Genomic DNA, 21650 nt, shown 5'->3' on the forward strand with positions numbered 1-21650 from the left:
ATTGCATTGGCATGAAGACGGCATCTAAAGTGCAAGATAGCGGAAAAAACAGACGAAACCTGACGATGCGCAATGTGTTGATAATCAACTTTCTGCTTTCAATCGGGACGGCGTTGGTTGCCTCTCTTGTCCCCCCGGCGATCTCCTTTTCGGCGGGGAGTCCGCAATCTCCGCAGTCGCCCTCTTACGACGGGGAAAAAGTTATTGTCGTGGACCTGATCGCGCGGCCCACCCTGGATATTGAAGCACTGCGTCCTCTGGTACAGCAAAAGGCGGGAGCGCCCTATTCAACCGCGAAGATTCGCGACACGGCAGCGGCTCTCGAAAAGACAGGGCTGTTCAGCAGGATTGACATCGAAGTGACACCGGAAGCCGCCGGGCTCCGGGTTGTGTTTGTGTTGCAGCCGGCGTACTACATCGGCATGATTGACTTTCCGGGTGGGCTCGATGCCTTCAGCTATCCACGCCTTCTCCAGGTTGTGAATTATCCTTCGGAACAGCCCTATGAAGAGAGTCGAATGAAGGCTGCGGTGCCGGCCTTGCTGCGTTTCTTTTCCAGCAACGGCTATTTCGCCGCCCATGTTCGAACTGAAAGCAAATTCGATGAGGCCCGCCAACTGGCCGACCTCGTCTTTCATGTCACCCTGAACAAACATGCGAAGCTCGGGCGCGTGGAAATCAAAGGCCCCGAGGCCCGGGAGGCGGCGCGGCTCGAGCGCGCCCTGCGCTCGATCCGGGCTCGAGCCAAAGGCGCCTCCTTGATCGCCGGCAAGCCCTATGACCCGGTGCGGATTCGGGCTGCGACAAAATTCATAATTGATCTGCTGGGCAAGGAAGATCGCCTGGCAAGCCAGGTCCGGATGGAGCCTCCGCGTTATGATCCTGAAACGAATCGCGCCCACCTCATGTTTCAGGTGACGCCGGGCCCATCGGTCTCCGTCCGTACGGACGGCGCCCATGTCTCCAGGGGAACGTTGAGGAAGATGATTCCTATTTACGAGGAAAATGCGTTTGACCAGGACCTCGTGGAAGAAGGCCGGCGCAACCTGATTTCTTATTTTCAAGGCCGGGGGTACTTTGATGTAAAAGTCAATTCGCAGATCGAGGATGAACCGGCTCGGGTGTCGGTGGTCTACCAAATCGAGAAGGGAGGCCGGCATCGCGTGGTCGAACTGGCTTTTCGTGGAAATCGCCAGTTCAGCGATGAGGATCTCCTGTCCCAGATTGAAATTCAGAAGGGTCAATTTCTTTCCCGTGGAAAGTTCAGCAACGACCTTCTCAATCGGAGCGTCGAGAAACTGACCGCCTACTATCGCGAGGCCGGGTTCTCGGACGTCGCGATCAAGCCCAGCGTGGTCGACCACGATCCCCAGGTCAACATAGTTTTTCAAATCACGGAAGGTGAGCAGACCCTCGTGGATACACTCCATGTGGAGGGCAACACGACCCAATCGATAAGGAAGTTGGCCCCGGGAGGGCTGAAATTGGGCCCCGGAAAGGCTTATTCGCAACAGCTTCGAAATCAGGACCGGAATCAGATCATGGCGACTTATCTCGACCTTGGATACCTGAACGCGGTATTTCGGTCAAGAGTCAGGCCGGTGCCGGGGCGCCCGCATCATGTGGACGTCACTTACACCCTTCAGGAAGGACCGCAGACCCGCATCCGAGACGTCGCCATTCTGGGAAGCGAGAACACCCAGCGGCAATTTATCAACCGGACTGCCGGGATTCAAAGCGGCGCGCCACTTAGCCAGGGGAAAATGCTTGAATCCGAAAGTGCCCTGTACGATGCCGGGGTTTTCGACTGGGTCAGCGTCGCCCCTCGAAAGGTCATCACGGAGCAGACGGAGGAGAATGTCCTGGTAAAGGTCCACGAGGCGAAGCGTAACACCCTGACTTACGGATTCGGATTTGAGCTGAGTCCGCGCACGGGAAACGTGCCGGCGGGCACCGTGGCTTTACCGGGTCTGCCGGTGGTCGGCCTGCCCGGCACGATTACCACCACCCAGAGGAACTTTGCCAGCCCGCGAGGATCGATCGAATACAGCCGGCGAAACATCCGCGGACGTGGCGAGACGGCTTCGGTCTCCATGTTTGCCGCCCGGCTGGATCAACGCGGATTATTCACTTATGGATCGCCTCACATCGGGGGCACCGAATGGAGTTCTCTATTCAGCGTCTCCATCGAGCGTACTAGCGAAAATCCGATTTTCACCGCGCGCCTGGGCGAAGCGGGGTTCCAGGTGCAGAAACCCTTGAACAAGGACAAGACCAGGACCCTGCTCTTCCGGTACAACTTCCGCCGCACGGTTTTGACCCAGCTGCTGATCCCCGAGCTTGTTCCGCCGCAGGACCAGTCGGTCCGCCTGTCGACCCTTTCCACCGCCTACGTGCGAGACACGCGCGATAAGCCCCTCGACGCGCACCGCGGGATTCTCCAGACGCTCGATTTCGGCATTACACCGAAGGTCCTCGGATCAAGCGCCAACTTCGCGCGATTTCTGGGTCAAATGGCCTACTACCGGCAGATCGGATCCTCGCTGGTGTGGGCCAACAACATGCGCTTGGGTCTGGCGAAGCCCTTCGGGGGAAGTGCAATCCCTCTCAGCGAGCGCTTCTACACAGGTGGCGCCGCCAGCCTTCGCGGTTTCCCGGTGAATGGCGCGGGTCCCCAGCGGGCCGTGCAGGTTTGCAGTAATCCAAGCAATCCTACCCCCTCAACTTGCACCAACATCCAGGTGCCGGTTGGGGGAAATGAGCTGTTCATTTTCAATTCGGAACTGCGTTTCCCGATCCCCCTGAAGAAAGGGTTGGGAGGTGTGCTGTTTTATGACGGCGGGAACGTGTACGAACGCATCGGATTCAGCCGGTTCTTCACGGATTACAGCAATACGATCGGCTTCGGCTTGAGGTACGACACCCCGGTGGGGCCAATTCGCATCGACCTTGGACACAATCTGAATCCGGTTACCGGGATCAAGTCAACACAGTTCTTTATTTCCCTGGGGCAGTCCTTTTAAATTCAACAAGCCCTCCGCCCAGTTTGGGTACGGCTGCACCAGGATGCGATTTCATGGCAATTGGAGAGAAGACCTTGAAACTTAAGAAGAATCTTCGACGAGTTTTCGCGGCCGTTCTTGTGCTATTGATGACGGCTGTCATTGCGATTTTTTTCATGGTGCGCAGCCGCTCGTTCCATCGTTACGTTTTGGCCAAATTGATTGAGAGGACTGCGGAAGCCACCGGAGGGAGGGTGGAAATCGGCGATTACACGTTTCAATGGTTTCCTCTTCGTGCCGACATTTATCGCGTCGTGATCCACGGCACGGAGACCGATCCCGCCGCGCCGCTGTTCGCCAGCGATCACCTCGGTGTGGGTTTGAGAATCATTTCCGTGTTCGAGCGTAAAGTGGATCTGACGGAACTGGTCATTGACCATCCGGTGATCCACCTTTTCGTCGACCCGTCCGGCCGCACCAACGTTCCCCAACCACGAGGTTCAGGTGAAGGGCAGACCCCCCTCAATGTTTTTGACTTCGCCATCAAGCACTTCCACCTTCAGGGGGGTGAGTTGTACTGCAACGATCGACAGATGCCGCTGGACGCAGAGCTTCACAATCTCGAGGCGCAAGCCGAATTCGATCCTGTCAAAACTCAATACACCAGCGCGCTCAGTTACCGTCGAGGCCGTCTCCGCCTGAGCGATCTCAATCCGCTGCAGCATGATCTGGAAGCCGGGTTCAATGCCTCCCCTTCCGGACTCAACTTTGATCACATCAAGGTGACCACCATTTCCTCAAGCCTGTCGGCTCAAGCGAGCGTCAGGGATTACAGCAATCCTGCGTTCGAAGCGACCTACCAGGCCACCATCTCGTTGGAAGAACTTAAAACCATTCTTAAAGAGGCCGCTTTGCCGATTGGGGAAGTGTCCGTGAATGGCACGGCGCGGTACCGCTACGCGCCCGGTCAGCCTTGGGTGGAAAGCCTATTTTTGGAAGGTCATTTCAGCAGTCCAGCGCTCGCTCTGCGGATGAAAGAGGTCCATGGCGTGATCCGATCTGCGCGGGGACAATACCGCCTGGAGAAAGGCAATTTCGACGCGACCCATCTGCAGGCAGAGCTTCTCGGAGGTCGCATCACGGGGGATCTTAGGACCCAGGGATTGTCGGGGAATCCTGAATCGTATGCGAGCGGATCCTTTAGCGCCATTTCACTCGAAGGGGTGAGTGCCAGCCTCGGCAGCAAACCGATCGAGGGGATCCCGGTCAGCGGACAGTTGGACGGAAAGGCGGAAGCGACCTGGCGCGGTGTTTTGAAAGGTCTGCGCGCTCGCTCTGATGCCACCATTGCGGGGAGTCCAGCCCCGTCGTCGGCCACCACTTCGAGGGCGTCGACGATCCCTTTGAATGGGACGCTGCACCTCGATTACGATGACGCCCGCAATACCTTGCTTCTGACTCAAACCCGTCTGCACACACCTCACACTACGCTCTTCCTCGATGGCACCGTAAGTGACCACTCGCTCTTGAATCTGGAAGCGAGCACCGACGACCTCCACGAGGTCGATGTTCTTGCGCTCAGTGCTCGGAGAATTACCGCCGGAACGACATCCTCTCTCCGGCTGCTGGGCGTATCGGGGAAAGGAGCGTTTAAAGGGCGAATGGGAGGTTCGATGAAGGAGCCGCGCCTTGTGGGCCAACTGAAGGCGGAAAACTTTCAATACGAGGGATTTTCCGGCCGGGCATTTCGGGCAGACATTGACGCCAGTCCTTCGCAAATCGCTTTTCATCAGGGAGAGCTTGAAACCCGCGCGTCAGGACGCATCCGATTTGATCTGGCGGCCGGACTTCATAATTGGTCTTATGAGCCTTCGGGTCCAGTTACGGGCCGGGTCTCGCTCACCCGGATCTCCATCGCTGAACTTGAAAGTTTCGCCAAACTCGAATATCCCGTCACGGGGTTGTTGACGGGAGAAGTTTCGATTCGCGGCTCGCTGTTGCATCCTGCCGGGCAAGGCTCGGTTCAACTGGTTGAGGCACGCCTGTGGAACCAGCCCGTTCGCAACATATCCCTCCAGTTCCAGGGAACGGGTGAGGCCGTCGATTCAACCATTGCGGTGGGGACGCCGGCGGGCAAAGCCACAGGACGAATTACGTATTACCCTAAAAACCAGGGATATGAGGGAGAAATAAAAGCGCCGGCAGTACGGCTCGATCAGCTGGAGCTGGCGCGCGTACGCAACCTGGAACTCAAGGGAGTGCTGACGGTGTCAGTGAAAGGGAGCGGGACCCTGCAGGCTCCCCAGTTGGAAGCCACGATGGAAATCCCTGAACTTCAATACCGTGACCAGACAATCAGCGGCATCAAGGCTCAGGCAAATATTTCCCGGGAGCGTGCAACGCTGACCCTCGACTCCCGAGTCGCCGAGGCTTACATCAAGGGAAATGGAACCGTCGATCTCAAACAGGGCTATTACACGACCGCTGCATTCGACGCGCGGGATGTCCCCCTGCGTCCCTTCCTCGCCACCTATCTTCCCAACCTGTCCCATGACCTCCAAGGGCAAACGGAAATCCATGGTTCGTTGAAAGGTCCCCTGAAAGACCCCGAGCACATGGAAGCCCATGTTGAAATCCCCACTTTGAGCCTTGGCTATCAAACCCTCCAGGCTCAGAATGCCACACCAATCCACCTTGATTACCAAAAAGGCGTTCTTAGCTTGCAGCGCACCGAGATCAAGGGCTCAGGGATTGATCTGCAACTGCAGGGGACAGTTCCCCTTCCGGGGCCGGGTTCAATCAATGCTTCCGCCCTGGGCACGCTTGATCTCCGTTTGGTGCAGATCTTCGACCCTGAACTGAACGGTTCCGGGGAAGTGAGGGTGGATGTCGCGGTGCGGGGTGACAGAGCTCATCCGGACGTTCAGGGGGGGGTTCGGGTGAATAATGGCGCGATCCAGGTCTCCAATGCCCCGCTGGGACTGGAGAGAGTGAACGGCGACATGACAATTCAGAACAACCGGCTGGAATTCAATCAACTCTCCGGTCAAGTGGGCGGGGGGTCTCTGTCGGCCCAGGGATATGTGATCTACCGTCCGGAGATTCAGTTCCATATCGGCCTTACGGGCAACTCCGTGCGTCTGCGCTATCCGGAGGGGGTCCGCGCCCTGCTGGAGGGAAACCTGGCATTGAGCGGTACTCCCGGCACTTCCGAGCTCAGCGGCCAAGTCGTCGTCGAACGCGTCTCCTTCACGAAGTCGTTTGATCTGGCAACCTTCATGAACCAATTCAGCGGGGAGTCCCCGGCCGCATCCGGTCCCCGATTTGCCAGGCACATGAAATTGAATGTGAGCGTGCAAACTACGGAAGATCTGGGACTGGAGAGCGCGAAACTGAGCGTCCAGGGAGCGGCCAGCCTGCGGGTGCGCGGTTCACTGGCGGATCCTGTTGTTTTGGGCCGGGCGAGTCTTACCGGCGGAGAAGTGTTCTTTCTCGGCAACCGGTATCAGATTCAGAAAGGGTTGGTGGACTTCGCGAACCCCGTTCGCACTTCTCCGGTGATAAACCTGCTGGTGACGACGACGGTGAATCAATACAACCTCAGCCTGAACTTTGTAGGCCCGATCGAACGCTTTCGAACCACCTACACGTCGGATCCGCCGCTTCCCCTCGTGGACATCATCAACTTGCTCGCTTTCGGAAGCACGATATCAACTTCCACGGCCAGCGCCAGCACGCCCACCAGCCTTGGAGCAGAATCCGTTTTGGCTCAAGGCCTGAGCAGCCAGTTCAGCAGCCGGGTTGAAAAATTCGCCGGACTCTCTCACCTTTCGATCAATCCCTCGATTGGCGGAAATCAACGAAATCCCGGGGCCCGGCTCGCGGTCCAGCAGCGGATTACCAAGAATTTGTTGTTTACCTTCGCTACGGATGTCACTTCGACTCAGGGTGAGACGGTTCAGATTGAATACCAGGTCAGTCCCAAATGGTCCGTGTCTGTGGTCCGGAATCAGACCGGAACCATTGCCGTGGACGCCAAGATGCGCAAGAGGTTTTGATGGCATATCTAAGGTGCTGGATTTATCGAAAACGATGCGGGCGCACTGACCCGCGGAGACCTTGATCGAGCGCCGTTCGAATGGAATTGTGGTAAACTATCCCTCCTAAGGATCGATAGATCAGCAATCGTGTTCGGGAAGAAATTCCCGTTTCCTCTGTCAGATTCAGGCCAGAACTGAAGGGACCTTGGACGCTGCGTTTTGTCTCGCGCGATGGGTGAATCCGTTCAACCCCCGCGAGAAGGCATGAAAGTGACAATCTTTACAACAGCTTGGATTTATCCTGCAACCGCATCGTAGGGAACGCCGGGAGTGAAGAGCGGGTCGGCATCGAAAATGCTCGACAGCAAGGACACAGGCGGAATTCATAAATGCGTATTTCACTGAGATTCATTCTGCTTTTGTTCATCGGGGTCACCGTGGTTTCCCTGTTTTTTGCGCGGTCCCAAGTGAAGGTTCAGAAGCGGGGTTTGAGGGCCGATCTGGAAAGGCGTGCCGACGTCCTGGCCGATAGCCTCCAGGAGATCATCGAACCGATGATGCAAAATGACGCCTCCAAGGATCTTCAGCGCGTTTTGGAGAGATTTGGAAACAGGGAGCGCCTCTCCGGCGTGGCCATCTACAGCTTGCAGGGGAAGCCGATTGCGATGACTTCGGGCCTGACCGGAAAACTGAATGGCGTTCCTGACACGGTTGCCCTGGCCATCGCCAAGAACGACGGTTGTGGAGAATTCGTGACGCTCGGGACAACCTACACACACATCTACGCCCTTCCCTTGCATCAAGATGGAACCACAGTGGGAGCGATGGTTCTGTTGCACAATGCCGATTACATCCTCGCGCAGAGCGATGACATCTGGCGTGATGCCTTTGTACGCGTGCTGGTCCAGACGCTGCTGATTTCGTTGATCACCCTGCTGATTGTGCGTTGGAGCGTTGTCAATCCGATTTCGAAGACGGCTCAATGGATGCGGGAGTTGCGCACGCGGGGAAGTCACTCCCCGCTGACCCTGCCGGAGGAGGAGCTGTTCAAACCGCTCATGCGGGAGGCGACTCACCTGGTCCAAAGTCTTTCCGCCGCCCGGGCGGCGGCGGAGGAGGAAGCTCGTCTGCGCGAAGCGTCCGAGTCCCTGTGGACGCCGGAGCGCCTTCGCGTTCATGTTCGCAACCAGCTTCAATCCCGTCCGATGATTGTGGTCTCGAACCGCGAGCCTTACATGCATGTCCACCGCGGCAACACCGTTGAGGTGATCGTTCCGGCGAGCGGGCTGGTCACGGCGCTGGAACCGATCCTGCGTGCCTGCGAGGGTACCTGGATTGCACACGGCTCGGGAGATGCCGATCGCGAGGTGGTCGACGGCCACGACCGGCTTCGTGTGCCGCCGGAAGAACCTCAATACGCGCTGCGCCGGGTGTGGCTCACGCGCGAAGAGGAAGAGGGGTATTACTACGGCTTCGCCAACGAGGGGCTCTGGCCTCTTTGTCACATCGCGCACACCCGTCCCACGTTTCGCAGCTCGGACTGGGAGGATTATCAGGCTGCAAATCAAAAGTTCGCCCGCGCGGTGCTGGACGAAATGAAGGACACCCACGAGCCCTCTCTTCTGATCCAGGACTATCACTTCGCACTTCTCCCCCGGATGGTAAAGAAAGAGCGACCGGACGCCCGGGTGGCCATCTTTTGGCATATTCCCTGGCCGAATCCGCAGGCGTTCAGCATCTGCCCCTGGCAGCGGGAACTCCTGGATGGATTGCTGGGAGCTGATTTAATCGGATTCCACATCCAGTCCCACTGCAACTATTTTTTGGAGACCGTGGACCAGACCATGGAATCGCGGATCGAGTGGGAACACTTCGGCGTGAGCCGGCTCGGCCATATGACCTTCGTCAAGCCGTTTCCGATCAGCGTCGCGTATTCCGAACCGGCCACGCCCCTGCCGGACGTCTTTTCCGGCGATCGGTTTGCTTTGATTAAAGAGCTCGGATTGGAGGCGACCTATCTGGGGGTGGGTGTGGATCGCGTGGATTACACCAAGGGGATTCTGGAACGGCTCCGGGCGGTGGAACGCTTTCTGGACAAATACCCAGCCTACCGTGGCAAGTTTACATTTGTGCAGATCGGGGCCCCGAGCCGGACTCACATTAAACGCTACCATGACCTTCAGGCCGAGGTTGAAGCCGAGGCGGAGCGGATTAACTGGCGCTTCGAGACGAGCCGCTGGAAGCCCGTCGTCTTTCTCAACAAACATCACAGCCATGAAGAGATTGAGCCCTATTACCGGGCGGCCGATGTCTGTCTGGTAACCTCGCTGCACGATGGCATGAATCTGGTGGCCAAGGAATTTGTGGCGGCACGGAACGACGAGCAGGGGGTGCTGATCCTGAGCCAGTTTGCGGGAGCGTCCCGCGAACTTCAGGACGCCCTCGCGGTCAATCCCTATGACACGGAACAACTCGCGGAAGCGATCCGGTTTTCGCTGGAGATGGACCCCCTCGAAAAGATGGCGCGAATGCAACGGATGCGGCGGATCGTCAAGGAGCATAACGTGTATCGCTGGGCGGCAAATCTCATCACGGCACTTTCCGAAATCCGCCTGGAGCCGACGGCGACCGGGAAAGCGGTGCGAGCCGGCCGGGGGTGACCTTTTGAGCCAAGTGGCATCGCCACCGTTAGGCTGGGGAAGATAGAACCGGAGATTCTTGCAGAGACGGAAAGAAAACATGGGTTGGTGAAGGGACGGATCCCTGCGAAAAGACGCTGTGATGGGATGGGCTCGCGCAAACAAAAGCTTGGAACCACGGAAGATCATTCGCTCATGACCCTCCGTCCGGATTTGTCCAGGGAACAGCGTCCCCGCTATCTCTTTGCCGAATGGAAAGGTGTAGTCCGGCGATTGCGGGCGGCGAAGCGGTTTCTCTTGATCATGGACTTTGACGGGACGCTGGTGCCTTTGCGCGCCCGTCCGGAGATTCCCCGCACGGACGACTCGGTCCGGCGTGTCCTGGCTCGCCTGACACAGGATCATCGGGCGACCTTGTACGTTATCAGCGGGCGCCGGCGTGATGACGTGCGCCGGCGTGTGGGAGTTCGCAAGATCCGGTATCTCGGATTGCATGGCTGGGAGGGGAGCGAGGAAGTCTCATCGAATGGCGCCAGCGCAAAGCTCCTGCGCCAAGTGAACAAACAACTCTCCCGCCGCCTGGCTGGCCTTCCTGCCGTCTGGATCGAGGACAAGGAGCATGTGCTCTCGGTGCACTTCCGCGGCTCGAATCCGGCCACGACGCGCCGCGCTCACCGCATTGTCAAGGAATTGATCAAGCCCCTGGAGGGTGAACTGCGCGTCGTAGCGGGCAAGAAGGTGTGGGAAGTGATGCCCCGCGAGATCGAAGGTAAGGGCGAGGCCGTGCGTGCAATCCTGGCGCGCTGCCCGGAAAAAACGCTGCCCATCTGCCTGGGAGATGACGCCACCGATGAGGCGGCGTTCCAGGCATTGAGGCGCGGCATGACGATCCGCGTGGGAGAACATCGCCGCACCCGGGCGCGCTATTACCTGCGCAATCCCGCCGAAGTGAAAGAATTTCTTGAAAGACTGGAGATCGAGATCCCATGAAGACTGCGGAAAATCCCTTCCGATTTGTGACCGCGGCTTATCTGACCCGCATCTGTAACCAGAAGGCGAGCACCCTGGCTGAGCTTTCTCGCGGCCTCGAAGAGTCGAGCGATGCCTCCATCTTTTATCACACCTTTCAGAGCCTGGGCCGCTACCACTTTCTGACCGAGGGATTCTCGAACGATTTCGCACAGTGGGCGCTGGCCTCCTGCAACCGTGCCGAACTCGCCGAAATGCTGGCTTCGCTGGATATCCGGGATTACCTCTCCCTGGCGGAACTCCGCACTGATCTTCGACGGCTGGTCGACAATTATTGCCGGCTCCACCCTCAATTTGCGGAGCAAGGTTCTTTTGAGCCCTTTTACTTCTGCGAAGGGATTGAAGTGATGGTCCCCCTGGACAAAGAGGCGCGGACCCTTGACGAGTTTTGTGAGGGTCTCCGGAACATGAGCAATGCCGCCTTCCAGTATCACTTCATTACCTCGCGGCTTCGTCTGCAACTGCGTACCAACGACTTCTCCCAATGGTTTGAAACGGAACTGGGGCTCCCCGCCCTGGCCAAGCGCGCCAACCAGATCGACATTTATACCAACACGCTGGATAGCGGTCGCGAGAAGCTGCTGTCCCTGGCAGAAAGGGAAATGACCCAATGAGCGCTGCGAGTCCTTCCACTCATGTCATCCGGTTGGATGATTACATGCCCTTGCTGGGGGCCCCTGAAATCTCACAACTGCGCGCCCTCGCCAGCCGCCTTCAAGGGCGGACGATGCAAATGGTGAATTCCACCGCGGTGGGTGGAGGCGTGGCCGAAATCCTGAATCGGGTGGTCCCGATCCTTGAGGAACTGGGGCTCTCCGTGAAGTGGGATGTCATCACCGGTGGGAACGATTTCTGGGAAATCACCAAGGCCTTCCATAACGCCCTGCATGGCGGCCCTTATGACATGCCGCCGGAAAGTTTTGACATCTTCCTGGCTTACAATGAGCAAAACCGTGCGCGCATGCAATTCGAGGCGGAGTTCATCCTGATCCATGACCCTCAACCGGTGGCGCTGGTCGAAGCGCGCCATGACCACTCGGGGCACTGGCTCTGGCGTTGCCACATCGATCTTTCACAACCCAACCCCAAGGTGTGGGAATTTCTGGAGCCTTATGTGGCCCGGTATGACGGGGCGGTGTTCTCGTCCCCTGCCTTTGCCCGCCAGCTTCCCATCCCTCAGTATCTCTCTTATCCGAGCATCGATCCTCTCGCAGAGAAAAACCGCGATCTCGAACCTGAATTCGTTCGCGAGGTCCTGGAACGATTCAACATCGATCCCAAGCGCACCATTCTGACGCAGATCTCACGTTTTGACCGGCTGAAGGACCCCGTCGGGGTGGTCCGCGCCTATCAGATCGTTAAACGTTATTTCGATTGCCAACTGGTCCTGGCGGGAGGGGGCGCGACGGATGACCCTGAAGGAGAGGTCGTTCTCCAGGAAGTGCGTCAAGCCGCCGGGAACGATCAGGACATTCATATTCTCAACCTTCCGCCCTGGAGCGCGATTGAGATTAATGCCCTGCAACGCGGCTCAACCATCCTCATCCAGAAAAGCCTGCGTGAAGGGTTCGGGCTGACCGTTTCGGAGGGCTTGTGGAAGAAGAAACCCATGGTGGCTTCAGCCGTCGGCGGCATTCCTTCCCAGGTCATTCATCAACACACCGGAATGCTGGCACATTCGGTCGAAGGCACGGCGTATCAGATTCGATTTCTATTGTCCAATCCGGCTCTCGCTCAAAGACTGGGCGAGCAAGGCTATGAGCATGTGCGCGAACATTTCCTCATCACAAGTCAGGTCCGGCGCCACCTGACCGCATGTTTGCATCTGATGAATCATGGATAGGGAGGGAAAGGATGGACGCGGGATGGTCTTCGGTGATTACGCGCAGAGGGGTGAATCGATTCAGGATTGACCCCGGGGAAGATCTTCAATTGCTCTGATGACCGAGGTGGCGAGACAGAGGCCCGACGCCCGAGTTCATTACTCCCCCCGCCTATCGTACTTTTTCCTCTTCCGGGATCTCTTCCACAACCGGCGTTCCCGTCTTCCACCACGAAAGCAGCCTTCTCCCCCAGTCATCCAGGAACGTGTAGACGACCGGGACGATGATCAGGGTCAGAAGCGTGGACGTGATGAGGCCCCCGATGACGGCGCGCGCCATGGGTGCCCGCATTTCCGATCCGGCCCCGATTTCAAATGCCAGCGGCAGCATGCCGAAAATCATCGCCAGCGTGGTCATGAGGATCGGGCGCAGCCGGATCTTGGCGGCGGCAACCAGCGCCTGTCCCCGCTCCATTCCTTCACGCCGCAGACGATTGGCGTAATCCACCAGCAAGATGGCGTTCTTGGTCACCAGGCCCATCAGCATGATCACGCCGATCATGGACATGATGTTGAGCGTGTCGCGGCTGAGCCACAAAAGGACCGCGACTCCGAGCAGGGACAGCGGCAAGGAGAGCATGATGGCCAGCGGGTGAAAGAAACTCCGGAACTGCGAGGCCAGGATCGCGTAGATGAAGATGACCGCAAGGATCATGGCGCGGTTGATGTAATAGAAAGTCTCGCGCATGTCCTCCGCCTGGCCAGTGTAATTGACCTGGACGCCGGCAGGGAGTTGGATCCCGCCGTTCAGGCCGCGCAGTTCATCCACCACATCACCCAGCGGACGATCCTGTGTGGAGGCCATCACCCGGACCTCGCGCATGAGGTCGCGGCGCCGGATCAGGGACGGGGCTTCAGATTCTTCCAGCTGTGCCACCAGGGAGAGGGGAACCATGGATCCCGTTGTCGGAAGAGCCGTCATCACCGGTACGGAAATGTCGGCTAGATCCTCACGCAAGCGTCGCTGGTCCTCCTCCAGCCGGACCCGGACATCGTAGGCATCCCCGTCCGCGTCCTGATACTGCGAGACCACTTCGCCGGCCACCAGCCCGCGCACGATGGAGGCGACGGTCCCGAGGTCAAGTCCGAGGTCGGAAGCGGCCTTGCGGTCCACCTGAATACGGATTTCCGGCCTTGGATCTTCGCGGCTGGTATCCACATCCGTTGTTCCCCGCACGCTTCGGGCGCGATCCATGATTTGGGCGGCGACCGAGTTCAGTTTATCGAGGTCCGTTCCCCGCACGCTGATCTGGATGGGTCGGGCCTCGCCCATCTGCTCAGCCTCTTCCACGCTGGATCGGAGGACCGGCCAGCGCGCAAGTTCTACACGCAATGCCTGCCGCAATTGCAGGTCGCTCAACTTGCGCTGCCGTTTGGGAGTCAGTTTGACGTAGACATTCCCTTCATTCACGGGGGTCGTTCCGCCGGCGCCAATCGTGACGAAGGAGTAAGCAATACCTGCCTGACGGCGGAGCATTTCGGTCATGCGGCGCCCCACCGCCGTGGTTTCACGCAGCGTGGTGCCGGGAGGCATCTTGAAGGAAATTTGAAATTCCTCGCGGTCATAGTCCGGGAAGAAAGCACTGCCCACCCGCCCAAAGAAGAAGACACTCGCCACCACCGAAAGCGCACCCATCCCCACCACCGCCAGACGATGCTTGAGAGCCCAGGAAAGACCTCCTCCCAGGACTTGCTGCAGCGATTCCACTTTCCGGTTCATTTTTTCGAGCTGGCGGCTGAGCCATCCTCTCCGGCGGCCGGTCTCGATGGCCGGATCGTACCAACGGGAGGACAACATGGGATCGAGGGTGAAGGAAATGAAGAGAGAAACCAGGACGGCAAAGCCCACCGTCATTCCGAACTGGTAGAAGAAACGTCCGACAATGCCGCCCATGAAGGCCACGGGCACAAAGACGGCAAGAATGGTGAAGGTGGTCGCCATCACTGCAAGGCCGATCTCTGTGGTCGCTTCAGCCGCCGCGGTCATGTGGTCGGTGCCGCCCTCCATGTGCCGCACGATGTTTTCGCGGACAACGATCGCATCGTCAATCAGCATTCCGATGGCTAAGGACAGACCCATCAGCGTGAGGACATTCAGGGTGAATCCCAGCGCCCGCATGATGATGAAGGCGCTGATCACCGACACGGGGAGGGTCAACCCGGTGATGACCGTGCTCCGCCAGCTGTTCAGGAAAACGAAAACGACCAACACGGTCAGGATCGCACCGAGAATCAGCGTCGTGCGTACATCCTCGACCGCATCCCGAATGAAAATCGAGTTGTCGCGGACCACGCGCAGTTCAACGCCTTTGGGCATCTCGGATTGCAGTTGGTGAAGGCCCTCCTTGACGTGATCGGCGACATCCACGGTGTTGGCCCCGGTTTGCTTCTGAATTTCGAGCGCCAGGGCGGGCTCCCCGTCCAGAAGCGAAAAGCTGCGCTGCTCTTCTATCCCATCCTCGACTTTCGCGATCGCGGAAAGCGGGATCGGATAACCGTTGCGCTCGGAAATAATGAGGGGTTTGAAATCACGCGGCTCTTTGGCCCGTCCGGCCACCCGGACCAACGACTCGCGGATCCCCTGATCCAGTTTGCCCGCGGGGACATCCAGGTTTTCCCGCCGCAAGGCTTCAAGGACCTCAGGGTAGCTCAGTCCAAAGGATTTCATCTTGTCGCGGTCCACAAGAATTTGAATCTCCCGGCGGGCCGCGCCCACCAGGCGAATCTGTCCCACCCCGGAGACGTTTTCCAGCCTCCGTTTCAACACCTTTTCGGAGAGGGTCGTCAGGGCCTTCGCATCCAGGTTCGGCGAAAGGACCGCCACCGACAGAATGGGCAATTCCTCCATGCGAAGCTGCTGGATCACCGGCTCCTTGACCTCGCGAGGGAACAGGCTGCGAACTCCGTTAATTTTATTCTGGATCTCCTGAAGGGAGGTCACGATGTTGGTTCCTAACTGGAACTCAACGACGACGCTGGAGAATCCCTCGGTGGTGGTGGAATTGATGTGACGGATTCCGCTGATCGGGTTGACGGCCTCTTCGATGCGCTTGGTGACTTCGGTCTCCACCGTCTCGGGTGCAACCCCGGGATACTGGGTATTGACGCTGACCACCGGGATATCGACGTTTGGAAAAAGATCGATCTTCAACTCCGTATACGAGAAGATTCCAATGACGACGAGGGCAACGACCATCATCGTGGCGAAGACTGGCTGTTTGATGGAGAGATTGGAGAGAAACATGTTAGCCTTTTCCTGCTGGGTTGGTTCCCGGTGATACAGAAATCAGAAGTCGGAGAAGAGGTGAAAGGGAATAGGTGATAGGTAGTAGGGGTTAAGGCTTCAAGCCCAATCGCAGATACAAAGACCTGAAAAATCCGATAGTATCTCTAAACTGAATACACACGGCATTTGATCCGCAGTGTCTATTGCCTATCACCAATTACCTACCACCTATTCCCTATCACCTCCCAGCCTACTTCTTCCCCGCCGCAATCCGCACGCCTTCCGCCAGTTCCAAATTCTGTTCCACAACCACCCGTTCTCCCGGCTTGAGACCCTGCGCCACCTCGATGGTGTTGGATTGTTCGAGCCCGAGGCGGACTTCACGCTTTCGCGCCTGGTCCTGCTCGACAATGTAGACGAAGGGAGGCTCACCGGTGCGGCGCCAGATCGCATCGGCGGGCACGACCAGCGCATTGAGTTTCTTGCCCACCACGATCCGCCCCTTGGCAAACATCCCTGCCTTGAGTTTTCCGGAGGGATTGGGGACCGCAGCTCGAACGGGAAGGGAGCGGTTTTGAGTTTGAACCCCGGAGCTGATGGTCAGGAGGGTGGCCGTGAACTCCTCGCCGGGGAACGCCGCGACTCCAAATCGGATCACCTGTCCTTTCGCGATGCGCCCAATGTCAGAGGAGGCGACCAGGGATTCAAGCTCCAACCGCTGGTTGTCGACCAGCCGATAGACGATCGCCATCACGTCGACATAGCTGCCCGGATTCCACGGCTTGCGTTCCACCGTTCCGGCGATGGGAGAGATAATGCGGCAATCATTGAGGTGTTTCTGCGCCATCTGGAGCGACTGCTTTGCCTGCTCGACTTGTGCCTCTCCCAGCTTGACCTGGGCGTGTGCATCCCGGCTTGCCATTTGCGCCGCCAGCAAATCCTTGTCGGTGATGCCGCCGGAACGCAGCAGGTTCTGGGCGCGCTCCTGCTCTGTTTTCGCATGCTCTTCCGCCACGTGCATGCGATCCAATGCAGCCTGGGCGACCTCGAGGTTGGCGTGGGCCTGTCCCACCGAAAGGCGGGCGTTGGCGTCGTCGAGTTGGGCCAGCAATTCGCCCTGGCTGACGGCATCCCCCTCCTGTTTCCGCAGGGCGATGATACGTCCCGCAAATTCGGTCTTCACGTCCACGGCAACCGAAGAAACCAGGGATCCGGTTACATCAACGAATTCCTCGAGGGCGCGCGGTTCCAGTTGGATCGTCTTCACATTCAACGCCGTAGCTGCCGCCGGTTTGGGATCTTGTTTGGAGCAGCCGGGAACAAAGATCAACAACAGGGCGAATAGGCTTCCGCAAAATCGGCATGCCCGGGGGCGCCAAATCCAGGGCGTCCCGGTCCCTGCGCGCGCCGCACCCTGGTATTGACGACTGAACGTTTTACTGGCTCGATTTTGCATCAGTGGCCTCTTGTGGTTCCACGGGATCCTGACCCATGACGAAACGGAGCAGTGCCCGGGCGAGGGTGTGATCGTAAAGCCCCTGCAGAAGGGTTTGGCGCGCCAGGACCAGCGCGAGCTGGGAATCAAAGACATCGAGCGTGGTGGCAGCCCCGTATTTGTAATTATTCTGCATCATCTCCAGGACCCGTTCCGCTTGCTGGACGTTCAGGCGCGCGGCCTCGATGGTCTTAGCCGCCCGTTCCAAATCGTCCAGGGCGGTCTGCGCCTCCAGCCGGACGACATCCTCCTGCGCTGTCCGGGTGAGGCGTGCAATTCGCTGCTGGGCCAGGGCTTGCTCTACCAGTCCAGACCGCCTGCCGCCGTCATATACTGGAAGCGTGAAATTGAATGAAAAATTCCAGCGGGTGAAGTCCCGGTTAGTCAGATTCGAAGGATCGCGAGCCTGCAAGCCATAAGACCCATTGAAATCGAGACGGAGTCCGCTTTCTGCATGCGCCAGACGAAGCGCCATCTCAGATTCCTGCTCGTTGATTTTCAGCCTCTTCAGCTCCGGCCTTTTGGCCATGGCGTCCTGGACGATGGCTTGGACATCCAAGCGGGTCCAGGGTATGAAGATCAACTGGCCGTTTGCCTGGGTGGGGAAGTCCACCGGCCGCACTAGCAGGTTATTCAGGACTGACCGCGCTTGACGAACGGCGTTCTCCGCCCGGATGAGATCGGGTTGGGCGTTGGCCAAACTTACCTGGGACCGCAGCACATCCACTTCCGTGGCGACTCCTGCTTGATAGCGGCTGCGTGCCAGCTGGAGTTGGCGTTCGCGTTGTTGGATGGTCTCGCGGCTCACCCCGAGCCGGTCCTCTGCCAGGAGGAGGTCATAAAAGGCCCGGATCGTGCGCAGCCGGATGTCTTGTTCGGCTCGAACCTGGTCCGTAGCGACCCCATCGTTTTCCAGGCCGGCCAGTTTGAGCGCTGTCCCCACCTTTCCCGAGGTGTACAGCGGCTGGGAAATCCCGATGCTGTAATCAAACAGGTTGGACCCTCGCGGGACCAGGCCTTCCCGGATGTCGGGCGGGATCGCATCAAAACTCGAGGCGTTCAAGAAGGACGGGTCGCGCAGCCGCAGTGCATTGGAATAAATCGTAATCTGGGGCAGGGCTTGAGCCCGGACCTCCCGTACACGACCTTTCATGGCGTCCACCTGGGCGCGCGCGATCAAGGCCTGCGGGTTACGCTCCAGAGCCAGGGCCACCGCCTCTTGCAGGGTGAGCGCCCGTTGCTCTTCCGGGACGGACGCGAATCCCGCCACGCCCCCCCAAACAATGATGAGGACAAGAAGTATTCCCTGGAGAGTCTTGTATCTTTTTCGTCGCATCGAGACTACCGCCCGGTAGGTTTGCCGGTACAACCCCGGAGGAGTAAATCCACCTGGCGCTGGGCGTGCGAGCGATCGAGGGTGGGTTTGCCCGTGATGAGAAAGTCCATGATGTGGAGCGCGGCGATTCCGCCCAAAGCCTCGGCAATTTCCGTGGGCCGCCCATGCAATTCGCCATTCTTGATGCCTTCGCGGACGATCTCTTGCATCAATCGCTGGTCGAATTGGCCCAGCTCGATAATGTCAATCGGGGGAGTGCCCTTCTCGGCTGCAAACATCATCCTGAATCCCAGCCGAATCAACTGTGGGCTCTTGCGGGTAAAGGTGAACATGGCGTCCAGCACGTTGACGATCCTTTGTTCGGCGCCCTTGCCTCGTCCCGAGGCCCGCAGGAGCGCCTTGCGATACTCGTTCGAGGCATCGAGAATCAACTCCTGGTAGAGCTGCTCCTTGCTGCCAAAATGGTAATACAGGACAGGTTTGGTAATTCCCGCCGCCGCGCAGATTTCACGCGTCGAGGTGGCGGCATAGCCCTGTTGGGCGAAGAGCGCCGTGGCGGCCGCATGAATCGCCTGCCGGGTGGTGCCGTTGCGGGGGTGTGTGCGCTCATTCTGCATACCGACCGGTAAGTATATAAAGTCAGGCAATATTGTCAAGGAAATTGTGATCCGGGAGAGCGCGAGGATGGACTTCCGAAGCTCAGGTAAATCCATCAATCCGCCGCGGTTTGGTGGCGGTGATGGTTGGTTTGGTAGCCCCGCCACGTTGTCGTGGCGGGGGCCTTTGTGCGCGGGATGCAAAGAACCAGGGTTTATGACGCACGGCAGGCAAAAGCCCCCGCCGGCAAAGAACGCAGGCGGGGCTACCAAAGCATTAGAGTGAAGTGAAGTATGGGTAGCCCCGCCACGTTGTTGTGGCGGGGGGCCTTTGTGCGCGGGATGCAAAGAACCAGGTTTTATGACGCACGGCAGGCAAAAGCCCCCGCCGGCAAAGAACGCAGGCGGGGCTACCAAACCATCGGAGCGAAGGAAGTGTGGGTAGCCTCGGCATGTTGCTGAAGAGTGCGCTTACTTGAGTTCAACATCGATCAGGTGGACTGCCGTTTTTCCCGCGTTGACGGCCGAATGGGTCGAGGGACCCGAAAAGGTGGCGGTGTCTTTCTTGAACTGAAGGGTTTCTTTCTTGCCGTCCTTGTCCGTGATCTCGGCGGTGCCATCAGTCAGGGCCACGGTAACATGGTCTCCATGGGTATGTGAGGCCATGCTTGCTCCCGGGGCGGAGCTGCCTTCAAACACACGGACATAGGCATTATCCAGCACCTGCTTGTAGGGGGCGGGTATGGCGGGATTTCGGCCTTTTCCCGCAGCAGGCGCGGGTTGCTTGAACTCGATGATGATCGCATGCACCGTGGTCTTGCCAATATTTTCAGAGGCGTGGGTGCCAGCGGGCGAGAACATCACCGAGCCGCGTTTTGAATCGGCGGGGGATTGAGTGGATTTGCCATCCGAATTCGTCCATTTGATGGTCCCCGGTTCGAGCATCACGACGAGGTTGTCGGGATGGGAGTGCTTCGGGGCGCTTGCTCCGGGTGCGACCTTTACGTCCAGTATTCGGACGCGGGCATTCTCGGAGATGACCTTGTAGAAGCCACCGGCCACCTTGACCGGATCTTGAGCCAACGAGGGGGAGACCATTGCCGACAGGATGCAGACAACCGCAATGGGCCACTTGAGAGCGGGAAGTTTCATGCGAACCATGCTTTCCTCCTATTGAGATTGTTGAAATGAGGGTTGATAGGTCTCTTGCAAAGACCTCTTCTGCGAAGCACAAACGAGCGCGTTGCACCTTCGACCTTGAGGGGACGAGCTGCCCGGGTCAGCTCAAGTTTTTGTTGAATTGGCTTGTTGGAACTTGACGAAGGCTACCGCAGACCCAGGCTCAAGTCAAGCCATCCACGTTATATCCACGTTTCAGGAAAGACGCGGTGAATCGGTGCCATCCGCGCGGGCTGCCCAGGTCGATCAGGGGAGATGTTCCAGGTCGTCGAGGTCTTTGTGCCTGCCGGCCGCCTGTTTGTTCCTTTTGAGGTGGGTCAGATCGATCAGATTCACCTCCACGTCGTCCCATTGATCCACGACCCGGGAGGCATAACACTCTTCAAAGGTGACTCCGGAAATCCCGGTGAGGATCTCAATCCGGATGGGCGGAAGACCCATGCGGACGATTTGATTCTCTTTGAGAAAGACATCAGTGGAAAGGGAGGGGAGATTGAAACCAAATTCTTTGAGAGCAGCAACGACTCGTTCAGCATTTGGCGGATTCGTGGCGATCCACACATCCAAATCGGCCGTGGCTCGCGGATAGCCGTGAAAGGCCACGGCGTAGCCGCCAATGAGGAGGTACTCAACGCGATGAAAGTTGAATAATTTCAAGAACTCTCTGAAGTCGGGTGGAAGACTGATGGTCGCCATAATTGAGTCGTCGGAAGCTCTCGACCGCAAGCAGGCGTTCCTGGGCAGACTGGGCTTGCCAAAATGCTCTGTCGTTTGACCCGTCATCCCGGGGCACAACCGTCACTGCGGTCCTGTCCAGCTTAAATGAATTGAACGTGGTCATGATCCCTCATGTTATCACAAAACCCTGGAGCAAGGAGTTCTGGAAAAGAATGCATTTTCTGCGTCGAGGGTCAGGGTTCAATCGCCGCGGGGGCGCGAAAGGGCCTGGAGGAGCGCGTCGACATCCAGGGCGCGCATTGCATCGACCGCCGATTCCCAGGCCCCTTCATGACAGAGCCCGCTCAGGGCGGCGCGCTCGTATCCCTTTAACGCCGCCTCCACACACGCGTCGCGCACCCCTTCGATGAGTCGCCGTTTTTCATGTTTGGAAAGTTCTGCGGTCATTCAGGACCTCATGGTTTGTAAATCATCCGGGAGGGACCATGGTATCACATCGTGGCACGAGGCAATGAACGAGAATCCGCTTCGTCCCGACAGCAGATCTT

Annotated in this window: 13 protein-coding genes; 6 read left to right on the plus strand and 7 right to left on the minus strand. The window is 58.2% G+C overall.

Annotated features, from left to right (window positions below):
* Positions 1-11 precede the first annotated feature (11 nt).
* The 6 genes from LAO21_03860 to LAO21_03885 all read left to right on the plus strand — a co-directional run bounded on the left by LAO21_03860 (position 12) and on the right by LAO21_03885 (position 12553).
* The gene (locus LAO21_03860) at positions 12-3023 is read left to right on the plus strand and encodes a BamA/TamA family outer membrane protein (GenBank protein MBZ5551832.1); all 3012 of its coding nucleotides are present in this window, start codon (positions 12-14) and stop codon (positions 3021-3023) included.
* A gap of 53 nt (positions 3024-3076) precedes the next feature.
* Positions 3077-7060: a translocation/assembly module TamB domain-containing protein gene (locus tag LAO21_03865; GenBank protein ID MBZ5551833.1), complete on the plus strand. Its 3984-nt coding sequence runs from the start codon at positions 3077-3079 to the stop codon at positions 7058-7060.
* Between the two features lie 395 nt (positions 7061-7455).
* A complete protein-coding gene (locus LAO21_03870) occupies positions 7456-9702 on the plus strand; it encodes a trehalose-6-phosphate synthase (GenBank protein MBZ5551834.1) in 2247 nt (748 codons plus the stop codon).
* A 174-nt stretch (positions 9703-9876) separates the two neighbouring features.
* Complete coding sequence (gene otsB, locus LAO21_03875; protein ID MBZ5551835.1) at positions 9877-10671, plus strand: trehalose-phosphatase; 795 nt, start codon at positions 9877-9879, stop codon at positions 10669-10671.
* On the plus strand, positions 10668-11324 hold the full coding sequence (locus tag LAO21_03880) for a DUF5752 family protein (protein MBZ5551836.1): 657 nt from the start codon (positions 10668-10670) through the stop codon (positions 11322-11324). The genes otsB and LAO21_03880 overlap by 4 nt, the downstream gene beginning before the upstream one ends.
* A complete protein-coding gene (locus LAO21_03885) occupies positions 11321-12553 on the plus strand; it encodes a glycosyltransferase (GenBank protein MBZ5551837.1) in 1233 nt (410 codons plus the stop codon). The genes LAO21_03880 and LAO21_03885 overlap by 4 nt, the downstream gene beginning before the upstream one ends.
* Before the next feature lie 151 nt (positions 12554-12704).
* Here the strand turns inward: LAO21_03885 and LAO21_03890 are convergent, their stop codons facing one another.
* The 7 genes from LAO21_03890 to LAO21_03920 all read right to left on the minus strand — a co-directional run bounded on the left by LAO21_03890 (position 12705) and on the right by LAO21_03920 (position 21549).
* Positions 12705-15836 carry an efflux RND transporter permease subunit gene (locus tag LAO21_03890; GenBank protein ID MBZ5551838.1) on the minus strand — a complete coding sequence of 1044 codons (3132 nt, stop codon included), beginning with the start codon at positions 15834-15836 and terminating at the stop codon, positions 12705-12707.
* A 232-nt stretch (positions 15837-16068) separates the two neighbouring features.
* Entirely contained in the window at positions 16069-17274 is a 1206-nt protein-coding gene (locus LAO21_03895; protein ID MBZ5551839.1) for an efflux RND transporter periplasmic adaptor subunit, read from the minus strand.
* Positions 17255-18649, minus strand: a complete 1395-nt coding sequence (locus LAO21_03900) for a TolC family protein (protein ID MBZ5551840.1) — start codon at positions 18647-18649, stop codon at positions 17255-17257. The genes LAO21_03895 and LAO21_03900 overlap by 20 nt, the downstream gene beginning before the upstream one ends.
* Positions 18650-18654: 5 nt before the next feature.
* Complete coding sequence (locus LAO21_03905) at positions 18655-19266, minus strand: TetR/AcrR family transcriptional regulator (protein MBZ5551841.1); 612 nt, start codon at positions 19264-19266, stop codon at positions 18655-18657.
* Positions 19267-19716: 450 nt separating this feature from the next.
* Positions 19717-20406: a hypothetical protein gene (locus LAO21_03910; protein ID MBZ5551842.1), complete on the minus strand. Its 690-nt coding sequence runs from the start codon at positions 20404-20406 to the stop codon at positions 19717-19719.
* 264 nt (positions 20407-20670) lie between these two features.
* Positions 20671-21120: a hypothetical protein gene (locus tag LAO21_03915; GenBank protein MBZ5551843.1), complete on the minus strand. Its 450-nt coding sequence runs from the start codon at positions 21118-21120 to the stop codon at positions 20671-20673.
* 222 nt (positions 21121-21342) lie between these two features.
* On the minus strand, positions 21343-21549 hold the full coding sequence (locus LAO21_03920; GenBank protein MBZ5551844.1) for an acetyltransferase: 207 nt from the start codon (positions 21547-21549) through the stop codon (positions 21343-21345).
* Positions 21550-21650 lie beyond the last annotated feature (101 nt).

The organism is Terriglobia bacterium (assembly GCA_020073085.1).
Taxonomy (GTDB): domain Bacteria; phylum Acidobacteriota; class Terriglobia; order JAIQFV01; family JAIQFV01; genus JAIQFV01.